The 13,178-nt window shown below is 65.3% G+C and carries 8 protein-coding genes; 3 read left to right on the top strand and 5 right to left on the bottom strand.

From position 1 onward, the window contains the following. The first annotated feature begins 7 nt into the window (after positions 1-7). From U0042_RS14825 to U0042_RS14815, 3 genes are read left to right on the top strand one after another with little or no spacing between them, the layout of a single operon-like run. On the top strand, positions 8-3,145 hold the full coding sequence (locus U0042_RS14825; protein WP_114810140.1) for an efflux RND transporter permease subunit: 3,138 nt from the start codon (positions 8-10) through the stop codon (positions 3,143-3,145). Next, the gene (locus tag U0042_RS14820; protein WP_114810141.1) at positions 3,142-4,707 is read left to right on the top strand and encodes an efflux transporter outer membrane subunit; all 1,566 of its coding nucleotides are present in this window, start codon (positions 3,142-3,144) and stop codon (positions 4,705-4,707) included. The genes U0042_RS14825 and U0042_RS14820 overlap by 4 nt, the downstream gene beginning before the upstream one ends. Continuing rightward, positions 4,704-5,705 (top strand): VirK/YbjX family protein, encoded by a 1,002-nt coding sequence (locus U0042_RS14815; RefSeq protein ID WP_157977795.1) that lies wholly within the window; start codon positions 4,704-4,706, stop codon positions 5,703-5,705. Before U0042_RS14820 ends, U0042_RS14815 begins: the two co-directional genes overlap by 4 nt. A gap of 58 nt (positions 5,706-5,763) precedes the next feature. Here the strand turns inward: U0042_RS14815 and U0042_RS14810 are convergent, their stop codons facing one another. From U0042_RS14810 to U0042_RS14790, 5 genes are all read right to left on the bottom strand, one after another. Further along, entirely contained in the window at positions 5,764-6,768 is a 1,005-nt protein-coding gene (locus U0042_RS14810) for a WD40/YVTN/BNR-like repeat-containing protein (RefSeq protein WP_114810143.1), read from the bottom strand. 8 nt (positions 6,769-6,776) lie between these two features. Then, entirely contained in the window at positions 6,777-9,161 is a 2,385-nt protein-coding gene (locus U0042_RS14805; RefSeq protein ID WP_114810144.1) for an efflux RND transporter permease subunit, read from the bottom strand. A gap of 38 nt (positions 9,162-9,199) precedes the next feature. Continuing rightward, on the bottom strand, positions 9,200-10,828 hold the full coding sequence (locus U0042_RS14800; protein ID WP_114810145.1) for a DUF1302 domain-containing protein: 1,629 nt from the start codon (positions 10,826-10,828) through the stop codon (positions 9,200-9,202). Positions 10,829-10,890: 62 nt separating this feature from the next. Continuing rightward, complete coding sequence (locus U0042_RS14795; protein ID WP_114810146.1) at positions 10,891-12,294, bottom strand: DUF1329 domain-containing protein; 1,404 nt, start codon at positions 12,292-12,294, stop codon at positions 10,891-10,893. Positions 12,295-12,493: 199 nt separating this feature from the next. Further along, entirely contained in the window at positions 12,494-13,168 is a 675-nt protein-coding gene (locus U0042_RS14790; RefSeq protein WP_114810147.1) for a cytochrome b, read from the bottom strand. Positions 13,169-13,178 lie beyond the last annotated feature (10 nt).

Here is a 13,178-nt window from a genome sequence, read left to right as displayed (position 1 = left end):
GGGCGCAATGTCGGCGTTTTTTATCAGGCGTCCTGTATTCGCGTGGGTCATCGCCATCGTCGTCATGCTGGGCGGGCTGCTCGCCCTGCGCACGCTGCCCGTTGCGCAGTATCCCGAGATCGCGCCCACCACCATATCGATCAGCGCGTCTTATCCGGGCGCCGATGCGCAAACGGTGGAGAACTCCGTCACGCGCGTAATCGAGCAGGGCATGACCGGTCTCGACAATCTGCAGTACATGTCGGCCACGTCGAGCGCCACGGGTGACGTGGAGATTCGCCTCACGTTCACGCAGCAGGCGAACGCCGACGTGGCGCAGATGCAGGTGCAGAACAAGCTGCAGCTCGTCGTCTCGCAGTTGCCGCAGATCGTCCAGAGCACGGGCCTTTCCGTGACGAAGTCGTCGGCGAGCTTCCTGATGGTGCTGGGCGTGGCTTCGATGAACGGCAAATTGTCGTCTGCGGATCTGGACGACTACGTGGGCAGCACGCTCAACGAGACGATCAAGCGCGTGCCGGGCGTCGGCAACACGCAACTGTTCGGTTCGGGTTACGCCATGCGGATCTGGCTCGACCCCGACAAGCTCGCCCGCTATGCGCTGATGCCGGGCGACATCGAAACGGCGCTTCGGGCGCAGAACACACAGGTGTCGGCGGGTCAATTGGGCGCGCAGCCCGCGCGCGCCGGGCAGCAGCTCAATGCAACCGTCACCGCGCGCAGCCGTCTGCAAACGCCCGACGAGTTCCGCGACGTCATCGTGAAGAGCGCGACGGACGGCGCAATCGTGCGCCTGCGCGACGTGGCCCGCGTCGAGATCGGCGCGGAAAACTACACGTTCGTCTCGCACTACAACGGTAAGCCGGCCTCGGGCCTCGGCATCAACCTCGCGACGGGCGCGAACGCCGTGGACGTCGCGCGGGCCGTCAAGGCCACAGTCCGTTCGCTTTCCGGCACGCTGCCCGCGGGCGTCGAGGTGTTCTATCCGTACGACACCACGCCCTTCGTCACGCGCTCCATCGACGAAGTGCTGAAGACGCTGGCCGAAGCCGTGGTGCTCGTGTTCGTCGTCATGCTCGTGTTTCTGCAGAACGTGCGTGCCACGCTGATTCCCGCGCTGGCCATTCCCGTGGTGCTGCTCGGCACGCTCGGCGTGCTCGCTATCGCGGGCTATTCCCTCAACACGCTGACGATGTTCGCGATGGTGCTCGCCATCGGCCTGCTCGTCGACGACGCCATCGTGGTCGTGGAAAACGTGGAGCGCGTGATGGCCGAGGAGGGGCTGTCGGCACGCGAGGCAACGCGCAAGTCGATGGCCGGCATTACGGGCGCGTTGATCGGCATTGCCACGGTGCTTACTGCTGTGTTCGTGCCGATGGCGTTTTTTTCGGGCGCCACGGGCGTCATCTATCGGCAGTTTTCCATCACGATCGTCACCGCCATGCTGCTCTCGGTGCTCGTGGCGCTGACTTTTACGCCGGCGCTGTGTGCGACGCTGCTCAAGCGTCACGATGCACACAGTCACGCCCAGCACAATGGCCGCGGCTTTGGCGCCTGGTTTGCGCGCACGTTCCAGCGCGGCTCGTTCGCGTATCGCGCGGGCGTGCGGGGCGTCATGACGCGCGGCAATCGCTTCCTGCTCGTGTTCGTGGCGCTCGTGGTTGCGCTCGCGTGGCTCTTCACGCGGCTGCCGGGTTCGTTCCTGCCGGTCGAAGATCAGGGCATGGTGATGACCTCCGTGCAACTGCCCGCGGGCGCCATGCGCGACCGGACCGCTCGCGTGCTCGACGAGGTCACGCGCTACTACCTGGAGAACGAGCGCGACGCCGTGGAAGGCGTCATGACCATCGAAGGCTTCGGCTTTGCCGGATCGGGGCAAAACGTGGGCCTCGTGTTCGTGCGGCTCAAGGACTTCGACCAGCGGCGTTCGAAGCGGCTCTCGGCAGCGGCGGTCGTGCAGCGCGCAGGCGAAGCGTTCTCGCGCATCAAGGACGCGCAGGTGTATGCGCTGCTGCCGCCTGCCATCGAAGGCATGGGCAACTCGAACGGCTTCGATCTCTATCTGGAAGACAGCAACGGCGGGGGCCGCGACCGGCTGATGCGCGTGCGTGACCAGTTGGTGACCGCGGCGGCGCGCAGTCCGTTGCTGGCGAACACGCGTCCTGCCGCGCAGGACGATGCGCCGCAATTCGCCGTCGATATCGACGAAGAACAGGCGAGCGCGCTCGGCGTGAATCTGCACGACATCAACACGACGCTCTCCATTGCGTGGGGCAGCGACTACGTGAACGACTTCATCGACCGCGGACGCATCAAGAAGGTTTATCTGCAGGCGGACGCGGATTCCCGCATGCAGCCGTCGGATCTCGACAAATGGTTCGTGCGTAACGCGAGTGGCGCGATGGTGCCGTTCTCCTCGTTTTCGAGCGGCCGGTGGACCTCGGGCCCAGCACAACTGGAGCGCTACAACGGCAACGCCGCCGTGGAAATACAGGGCGAAGCGGCCGGCGGCGTGAGTTCGGGCACCGCCATGAAGGAGATCGACCGCATCGCCGCGCAACTGCCCGTGGGCTACCGCCACGAGTGGACAGGGCTCTCGTGGCAGGAGCGTCTCTCGCGCAATCAGGCGGCCGCGCTCTATGCGATGTCGGTGCTCGTGGTGTTTCTCTGTCTCGCCGCGCTCTACGAAAGCTGGACCATTCCGCTCGCGGTCATGCTGTCGGCGCCCATCGGCATTGCGGGTGCCGTGGTGGCCGCGCTTGCCTTCGGCCAGACCAACGACGTCTATTTCAAGGTGGGTTTGTTGACGACGATTGGCCTCGCGGCGAAGAACGCCATTCTCATCGTGGAATTCGCGCTGCAACGCGAGGCGCACGGCGCGACGGCCGCGCATGCCGCGCTCGACGCGGCCACGCAGCGGCTGAGGCCCATTCTGATGACGTCGTTCGCGTTCATTCTCGGCGTCGCGCCGCTCGCGTTCGCCACAGGCGCGGGGTCGGGCGCGCAGAACGCGATCGGCGTGGGCGTGATGGGCGGCATGCTCGCCTCCACGGTGCTCGGCGCGTTCTTCGTGCCGCTGTTGTTCGTGGCGGTACGCATGGCGTTCCCGCCGGCTCGCACGAACGACGAAAGGGACGGCGCGCGATGAAAGCCATCCCATCGAACGTCATGAATGCCGCCGCGACGCATCGTGCGCGCAAGGCGGCCGCGCTGGCGAGCGCGCTCGTGCTCGCATCGTGCGCCGTGGGTCCGGACTATCAGCCGCCCGATGTGCCGGTGCCCGAGCGATGGGCCGGCATCAGCAGCATGACGCCGGCAAGTCAGCCGCAACTCGCGCAATGGTGGACACGGCTGAACGATCCATTGCTCGATGCGCTGATCGACGAAGCGGTCGCGGGAAATCTCGACGTGGCGACGGCGCGGGCGAAGGTGCGCGAAGCGCGTGCGGTTTATCGGCAGACGGCGGGCGCGTCGTGGCCGGCGTTGAGAGGAAGCCTGTCGGAAACGCGTTCAGGAGGATCGGGCCGCACGCTGTCCGGCGCTTCGAATGCCGGTTCGTCGAACGCCAGCACCAACAGCAATACCAACGGCAACGCCGGCACGGGCAGCACGGGCGACCTGTTCCAGGCCGGCTTCGACGCCAGCTGGGAACTCGATGTGTTCGGCGCGAACCGGCGCGCGGCGCAGGCCGCGAAGTACGGCATCGACGCGGCGCAGTGGGGACTCGGCGCAACGTTGCTCACGTTGATCGGCGACGTGGCGTCGTCGTATGTGCAGGCTCGCGGTTATCAGGCGCGGCTTGCGTTGGCGCGCGACACGGCGGCATCGCAGGAAGAGACGGCGCGCATCACGCGGCTCAAGTTCGAGGCCGGCGCGACGTCGGGACTCGATGCGGCCAACGCGGCGGGCGCCGCGCAAAGCACGCGTGCCGCCATTCCCGCCTTCGAGGCCGCTTATGCGCAGACCGTCCATAGCCTTTCTGTGCTGACGGGCCAGCCGCCCGAGGCGTTGCTCGAACGCATGAAGCAGCCGCGGGTGCTGCCCACGCCGACGCTACCCGTCTCGCTCGGCGTGCCCGCGGACGTGCTGCTCGCGCGTCCCGACGTGCGAGCAGCAGAGCGTCGCTATGCGCAGTCCACGGCGAAAGTCGGGCAGGCCGAGGCCGCGCGCTACCCGAGCGTGAGCCTCACCGGAAGCGTCGTGACGTCGGCGACGCGGCCGGGCGACCTGGGCCAGCGCTCGTCGATCGGCTGGTCGTTCGGGCCGTCGCTCACGGTGCCGCTCTTCAACGGCGGCCGCCTGAAGGCCGGCGTCGAAATTGCTCAGGCCGAGCGCGACCAGTCTTTCATTGCCTGGCGCGCGGCCGTGTTGAATGCGCTCAAGGACGTGGAGGGCGCAAGCGTCGCGCTGTACCAGGAAAGCGAACGCACCGCGGCGCTGCGCGAGTCTGTGGCGTCGTACCGCACCGCGACGGACCTGGCCCGCATGTTGTACCGCGCGGGCTCCACGAGCTTTCTCGACGTGCTAACGGCAGAACGCTCGCTCTATCTGGCGGAAGACGCGCTTATTCAAAGCCGCGTGCTGTTCACGACGTACTACGTCGCGTTGAACAAGGCACTGGGCGGAGGCTGGAACGGACACATCGATACTTCGGTACCCGAAGTAACGGACACCCATACCGGTCCACATTTCGACACGACACGCGATTGACCTCACACCCCAACACTCATCCCGTCACGCGAGACACCATCATGCCCGTTGCACACGCATCGCGTCTTCTGCGCGAGTTCGTTCCTGGACACGACCTGAAGTCGCGCTTCAGAAGAGTCCGTATCTGGATGTATGCGCTGCTTCATCCGCGTGCCGCTTATTGCTGGTTCAATGCGCTGGCCCAGCACCGCCTGCTTGCCGATATGGCGCGGCACGACCGGCGTTTTGCGGAGCGGCCGTTTCATGGGCTCGCGCAGGCGCATCTTGGCGCGTTCGCGCGCGTGGCGATGATCCGCGACCACTACGTCTTTGCGGAGCGCCTGCTTGGCGAGTCGCTCACGCGGCGCGTCTATCTGGCGGCGCAGCCGGTCGTGCTGGCCGCGTGTCCGCAGTTCGCGATCGTGTTGAAGGCCGTGACGCGCTGCCGACGCGAAGGCCTGCTGACGATCGCATGCACGGACACGGAGACGGGCGTCGATCTCGCGTGGGCAACGCTCACGCTCGAAATGCGGCAGGGCACGCGCACGCCGGCGCTGTTCATCGGCGGCTTGCAAGGGCCGGGCGGCGAGCATCGCGAGCGCGTGCGCATCGTCACGCGGGCGAGCCACGGGCTGCGGCCGAAGGCAGCCGTCATGGAAGCGATCGGCGCGTTGTGCGAGCTGCTGAATATCGGGCGGCTCACGGCGGTGGCGCGCTCGGCGCATGTATCCAGCGCGGGCACGGACGCGTTTCGCTCCGACTACGACGCGTTCTGGCAAGAGTTGGGCGGAACGCGAGCGGGCGAACGTTTCGTGTTGCCGCTCGCGCCGCCGCATCGCACGATCGAGCAGGTGCCGTCGAACAAGCGCGCGGCGTTCCGGCGTCGGCAGACGTTGATCGCGCAGATGAAGGAAGCGCTTCGGCACAACGTGATGCGCGCGAAGTACGAGAACGCGCCGCGTACCGATGCGCCGTCACGACAGGAGGCCCCGCCTGCGCTGGCGTATGCGGTGCATTGAGCCGTAAGCCGAAGAGGGCGTCGGCAACGCGAGGTCTGCCGACGCGATCATGCCGAGCCTATTTCGCCGACGCCTGGCTTTGCGCCTCGGGCACCACGCCTTCGCGCGAGTACAGCACCGCGTGGCAGGCGGCGTCGAATGCAACGGCGGTCAACGGTAAGCGGTCCGCGCGCACGTCGGACACGAACGATGCGCCGCCGTCGTTGCTGCGCACGACGAGACCATCCAGACCCACGCCGACGATGCTCGAACCGCACAACGCCAGCGACGTGATGGACGACTTGCTGTGCGTTTCGACGCGTTGCCACGTTTCGCCGTGGTCGGCACTTCGGTAGAGCGAGCCGCGCAGGCCGCCGACGAAGAGTGTGCCGTCCGTGCCGGCCACGCCGGTCCAGAACGACCCCTTGTAGCCGGTGCCGAGGTAACGCCAGTGCGCGCCGCGATCGTCCGAACGCAACACCGTGCCGCGTTCGGCCGGCGCGTAGAGCCGATTCTGCGCGTCCACGAAGAGGCCTTGCAGGTTCAGGTCCGCGCGTTGTCCGCCGCCGGGCGAAGGCAGATCGACGGTATGCCAGTGGACTCCGCCATCGGCGGTTTCCAGGATCAGCGACCACAGGCCGACGGCCACGCCGTGATCCGCGTCGAAGAAGTGAACAGCGAACAGCGGACGGTCGGTCTTCGTATCGCTGCGTTGCAGTTGCCAGCTTTCGCCGCCGTCCGTGGTACGCAATACGACGCCCCAGTGGCCCACGGCCCAGCCCTGCCGCGCATCCACGAAAGACACGGACGTGAGCGCCACGTCCACCGGCACGTGCTTCGCCTGGCGTTGCGTTTTGCCCCCGTCGTCGGAGAGCAGCACGATGCCGTGATCGCCCACGGCGACGATGCGTGAACCGGCCATCGCGGTGGCCAGCATCGTGGCCGTGGTCGCATACGGCACGGAAACGGCGGGCGCGGCCAGGGGCGCGGGCGGTACGTTGTCCGGCGCAGCGGCTGCGGCCCGGGCGACGAACGGCATGGACAGCAGCGCGACGCAGGCGAGAGCGGAGAAGCGAGAAGTCATGGCGGCGCTCAGTGGTGTTGAAGTCCGGTTGCGTGCACGGGGCGGTGGCGCGGGAAGAGTCTTTCTAGCCAGACCACCATGGCGGGCAGCGCGGTCATGGCCATCACCATGTTCACCATGAACATGAACGCGAGCAGCTTGCCCATGTCGGCCTGGAACTTCAGTTGCGAGAACGACCAGGTGGCCACGCCGATGGCGAGCGTGATGGCCGTGAAGATGGTGGCCGTGCCCACTTCGAGAATGGCATGTTCGATGGCCTTCACGGTGGGCTGGCCGTTCGCCACGTGCAGCAGCAGGCGGTTGTAGATGTAGAACGCGTAATCCACGCCGATACCCACGGCGAGCACCATCACGGGCAGCGTGGCTACCGTGAGGCCGATCTGCAGTTCCTTCATGAACCAGTAGCCCACGAAGGTGCCCACTGTGAGCGGCAGGCAGCACGCCACTACCGCGCGCAGATCGCGATAGACGAGGAACACCAGCATCACGATGGCCGCGTACACGTAGAGCATCATCGGCAGTTCGCTTCGCGCCACTTCGTCGTTGATGGCCGCCAGCACGCCGGCATTGCCCGACGCGAGCCGCATGCTCACGCCCGGCGGCACATTGCTGCGGAACGCCTTCACTGCATCGATCACGCGCTGGATGGTGGTGGCCTTGTGGTCCGTGAGGAACAGGTTCACGGCGGTCATGCTGCAGTCTTTGCGCATCGTGCCGCGTACGCGGGCGATTTCCGTGGAGAGGGCGGCGTAGTTCGCGGCGTCGATAGGCACCACGCTCATCTTCGGGTTGCCTTCGTTATAGCCTTCGTTGTAGAGCCTCAACTGCCCGGCGTAAGAGGCCGCCGACAGTACGCCGTCCACGTGCTGCATGGCCCACGTAAAGCGGTCCTGATAGAGGCCGATGTTGACGTTGCTGCAACTCTGCGGCGGCGCTTCGAAGATCACGGTGAGCCAGTCGAGGCCCGTATCGAAGTTGGTGGAGATGGCCACGGCATCGCGGTTGAAGCGCGAATCGGCGCGCAGCTCCGGGGCGCCGGGCTGCAATGTGCCCACCACGCGGTCGCGCCCTTGCCATACCGCTACCGCGAAAACGCCTGCGGTGAGCACCAGCACGACGAGTGCGTTGCGCGGTTCGGCCACGCGAGCCACCACGCGCAGCCACGATGCCTGGTGTTCGCGGCGAATCAGCGCCTTGTCCGCGTAGGCCTTGCTCACGTTGAAGAACGACGCCGCCACGGGCAGCATGACGAGGTTCGTGACGATCTTGTACGCCACGCCGAGCGACGCCGCGATGGCCAGTTCCCGCACCATCGGAATCGGGATCAACAGCAGCGTGATGAACGAGACGAACGCGGTGACGAGCGCGAGCGTGCCGGGAATCAGCAGTCCGCTGAAGCTGTCGCGGCAGGCATCGAAGTTCGAGTGCCCATGCGAAATGCCGCGCACGATGTAGTTGATCTGCTGCACGCCGTGCGACACGCCGATGGCGAACACGAGAAACGGCACGAGCACCGCGAGCGGATCGAGACCGAAGCCGAGCAGGCGCAGCGTGCCGAACTGCCAGACCAGCGACGTGAGCGAACACAGAATGGGCAGCAGCGTAAAGCGCAGCGAGCGGCAGTACCAGTAGACGGCGGCGGCCGTGAGCAGCAGCGCGATGGCGCAGAACTTGAGCACGGAACGCGCGCCGTCGGCAATGTCGCCTATCTGCTTCGCGAAACCGATGATCTGGATTTCGAAGTCGCCGTCTTCGAACTTCGAGCGGATGCGCTGTTCGAGCAGGTGGTTGTATTCCACATAGTCGAGCTTCGCGCCGCGAGCATCGTATTCGAGCAGCTCGGCGGTAATCATCGCGCTCGATTCGTCGCGCGATACCAGCGTGCCCACGAAGCCGCCCTGTCTTGCCGCGCGCCGGATATTGCCGATGGTTTCGCTATCGAGTTGGGCGGGCGTGATGGTGCTGTCGATCAGCGGGTCCGCGCGAAAACCGTCTTCGGTAATTTCGTTCACGAAGCTGTTGGGTGTCCACAGCGACTGCACCCCCAGGCGTTCGATGTTGGGCAGGAAGATGACCGCCTGCGTCACGTCGTAAAGCCGCCTGAGCGCGGCGGCATTCCAGATGTTGCCGTGGCGCGCCTTGACGACGATGTTCAGGCGATTCGCGCCCAGCGTGTCGTTGCGATATTTCTCGAACGTCTGGATGTACTCGTGCCCGACGGGCATCTGCTTGTCGAAGCCCGCGTCCATGCGCAACTGCGTGGCGAACCACGCCATTACGAGTGTGAAGACGGCTAGCGCGGCAAGAATGAGGCGTCGATGAGAAAAGACGAAGGCTTCGAAGCGGGACACGGCGCGTTGAAGCGCCGTGGTGGTGTCGGGCGGAGTAGGCATGGCGCAGGAACGGTTCGCTTGAGAGGGGACGGCCGCGGTCAGAAGTTGCGCGACAGCGTGAGGCCGACGAAATTGCGGTCGCGATACGGCTGGTCGAATACGCTCTTGCCGCCGAAGAATGCGGAGTAGTTGATGGCCGCCTGCCAGTTCGCCGGGTTCTGGATGAAGGTCACCACGAGGTTGACCGACTTCGCGCCTTCCATGAATTGACCCACGGCGTTCGGCGTTCTACCGCTCACCGCCTGGAAGTAATAGACCTCGGGAATCACCTGCCAGCCCGGAATCAGCTTGCCGTCGTACACCCAGCTGAAGTCGAGGTTGTAGCCCCACGACGTTTTCGTGCCCACTGGCCTGGGCGTGCCGTTGGCGTCGTACTCCTGGCCCCATCCCCATGCGCCCGCGGAAATCGGGTCTTTGCCGTAGTACTGCTTGAGACCCGGGTAACTCACCACGACGGCTTCGGCCATGAGCGTGGCGGTGTCCGCGCCCAGCAGTTTCAGGATGGTGTGCGCGTTGCTCGGCGTAAGACTGAGCATGCCCGTGAGGTGCCACTGGAACTTCTTTTCGTTGGCCCAGCAGTTGCCGTTGTTCGAGGAGCAGCCGCTCACGGCCGGGTTGAGCGCGACGGCGTCGCGCGGCCGATACGACAGTTCGGTGCCGATCGCCCAGTCGCCGATCGGCATGTTGGCGCTGATGCCGAAGAGGCGCCGGTCTTCGGCATAGGCCCAGCCCGAACGGCCCGTGCCGCCCGCATTCGTGCTGAAGTTCGGCGACTTGTCGTTGTAGCTCATCACGTAGAAGCCCAGATTCACCGGCGTGCCGGCGGGCTGCCAGCGCAGTGCAGTGCCCCATTGCCCGCCGTTCTTCGGCTTGACCTCGATGAGGCCATAGGCGTCGTGGCCGCGGCCCATGCCGTTGGCGAACGACCAGTAGCTGCCCGAAGGCGGCAGGTAGTTGCCGTTCCAGTTGCTCTGGATATAGGTTTCCAGGTTGAGCCCGTGCCCCAGGCCCGTGGCGAAACTCGCGATAGGGGCGGGTAGCACGGCCTCTTTCAGCTGAGTGCCGGGTTGCGAGAGGCGCATCACGTCGATGGCGTTGGTGGCGTTGATGCCGCCCGGCAGAAACAGGCTTTCGCCCCAACTGATGACCTGATTGCCCACGCGCACACGCGCCGTTTCACCGAACAGCTGAAACGACTTGCTGACCCACAGATCGAGCAGGCGAGCCTTGAAACGCAGGTCCGAACTCGCGTCGGGCGCCTGGCCGCTCGTCAGGTACGACGGCGTGGCAGGGCTCAGGTATCCCGTGGTGTGCGTGGCGGTGAAGTCGCGTATCCAGTTCACGCGCCCGAGGAAGGTGAAATCGTCGGGCATCTTGAGCAGCAGTTCGTGGCTGCCTTTCAGGTACGTCGTGAACGCATCGCCTTTGGCGTAGTTCAGGTTGCCCTGATCGCCCATGGACGAGGTCGGCGCGAGGCAACCGGCAGGCGCGCCGGCGCCGGTGGCCCCCCTCGTGATGAGATCGCAGGCGGGCGACTTGGCGCGTATGCCCGTACCCACCGAGACGGTGGAATCAAAGCTGCCTCTCACGCCGCTGAATTCGAAGTTGGCCGCCTGTGCGCCGACCGCCGAAAGCAGGCCGCAGACAGAAGCGGCCGCCGTGCGCATGCGAATCCCCTGGACACCGGACATGGTTGATCTCCTTGGCTTGTCTGTTTTGTGGAGGGCGTTCAGCGTTCGCTGATGGCCCGCAGGTTTTCGGAGGTATAGAAGTCGGCACGCATGCGCGGACCGGTGGGCTCGGTGAAGTAGCGAACGTCCTTGCCGACGCCGGCAGCGTGCGTATCGAAGACGTAGCGGCCTTCGGCCAGGTTGTTCTGCACCATGGCCATCACGTCGCAGGTGCCGGTTTCGTAGACGGGAATGAGGAAGCCTTCGCGCATCTTGGCGAGCTTGTCCTGGCCGTCGAAGTCGTCCATCAGAACGGGGGCCCAGCTGTCTTCGTCCAGATACACGATGCGCCGCGGGGCCGAGTGGCGCATGCCGGCCTTCACAGTGGCCTCGACTACCCACACGCGATGCAGTTCGTAGCGGCGATGATTCGGCGCGATGAAGTTGTCCTGCGCGATGTCTTCGAATTTCGACTGGAAGTCGAAGGCGCCGAAGTCGTTGTAGGGCACGTAGATTTCCTTCTTGCCCAGAAGCTTCCAGTTGAAGCGATCCAGCGCGCCGTTGAATACGTTCGGCTCGTCGAGCGTGTACTGGTTTTCCATGCCGATCTGCGGCGCGTCGTGCGAGTAAGCCGGCATGCGGCGCACGCGGCGCTGGCCCGGGAAGTAATAGAAGGTCTCGTTTTCAGGCTGATTCAGATACTGCGTGATGGCGAGCGCCTGGCCCGCGAGCGCCGTGGGCGAAAGATAGGCGAAGTACACATAGAACTCGACAGGCGGGTAGGACGAGAGCGCGTGCGATCCTTTCTCGCCCCACGGAATGAAGAGCGTCTGTTCGGATTCGGCGCGAATCCATTCGCTGCCGCCGCGGCGCGGCGACACGGCCGTGATGGTTTTCTTGTAGTCGATCCCCACGCCGCGATAGCGCAGCTTCGCGTTCCACATCGCCTCCACGCCGCTGGAGGGGATCGGGAACGGGTAGCCGGGCACCGTGGCGTCCTTGATGCTCCAGCCGTCGTCGTTAAGCCTGGCAGTGCCAACGTTTTTGCGCGTGTTGGCAGCCACGAAGTCGGGCACACCGCAGGTCCGATGCGAAGGGTAGACGTCCATGCGATAGCCCTTCGTTTGCCGGATCATGGCCGCCTCTCCGGCGGAGAGATGGTCGGCGTATTTGTCGACGTTCGAGGCGTCGATGGAAAAAAGCGGCTTTTCGTCCTTGTGCTTCCAGTAGGCGAGGCGCAGCTTGCCCCATTCCCAGCCGGGCAACGGCGCTTCGGCGCCTTGCCAGGCGGGAATCGTGCCGTCCTTGTTGCCTTCTTTTTCCGCGCCCGACGGCGTGAGCCGGTCCAGAGCAGCCGGGTCGGCCCCTGCGGCCATGCCGGCGCCAAAGACGAGGCTGGCTGCGAGCGTGGTGGTCAGAACGGCCTTCGCGCAGGTGGTTGGCCGGAATCGTTTCATGGTCATGTTGTTTCCTCGAGTGAGTTGAATCGCTTTCGATGCTGCGGATAGAGCGGGCGCGATCTGCTCATTCGTGGGGACGACCGGCATTTCGCGGACGAACGCGTCCCCCACGAGGCCGGCCTGAAGGCGGACAACGTCCGGCCTTCAGCGCAGGGCTTCGTGCTGTCGGGATCGCTTGGGGAATACGGAGCGGCTGGCGGCGCTAACGGTGGTTCGGTTGGGCGCCCGCCGTGGGTGGGCTCGCGCTGGCTTCGTCCTGCCGCGCGAGCGGCAGCATGCGTTTGAGCACCGCGTCTTTACGCACGAAGTGATGCACGAGTGCCGCGCCCGCATGAATCACGATGAGCGGCCAGGCCACCCATTGGCCAATGAAGCTGTGCACGGCCCACATCACGTCTTCGAGCCCCGTTACCGAGAGGCCGAAGATCGAGCGGATCCACGCCGCGAACGCGGTGTTCCTGCATGCGGGGACGACGAAGAAGCCGAAGTTCGTGGGGTCATACGTGGTCATGTAGCCCGATATGGGCATCAGGATCAGCAGCGCGTAGAGCGCCCAGTGCGCCACGTCCGCCGCGCGGTTCTCGATGCGCGAATGCGAGAGGTGACGCGGAACGATGCCGAAGATTCGCCACAGCAAACGGGGCAGCGTGAGGAACCCGATCGTGATGCCGAGGATCCAGTGAATGTTCAGAATGGGCACCACGCGCGCCGCGTTCGGCGTGGTGCCGAACAGGGCGGGCTTGATGCTCGTCTCCGGATCGACGAACCAGATGACGTAGTAGACCACCACATACGCGGTGATGAACGCCGCGGCGGTCAGCCAGTGAAACAGCATCGAGACATTGCCGTAGGACTCCAGCGTGTTTCTCCAGCGCATGGCGGTCTCC

Source organism: Paraburkholderia kururiensis (assembly GCF_034424375.1).
In the GTDB taxonomy this organism is placed as follows: domain Bacteria; phylum Pseudomonadota; class Gammaproteobacteria; order Burkholderiales; family Burkholderiaceae; genus Paraburkholderia; species Paraburkholderia kururiensis_A.
The sequence above is the reverse complement of the archived record's forward strand: the minus strand, read 5'-3'. Positions and strand labels throughout refer to the sequence as shown.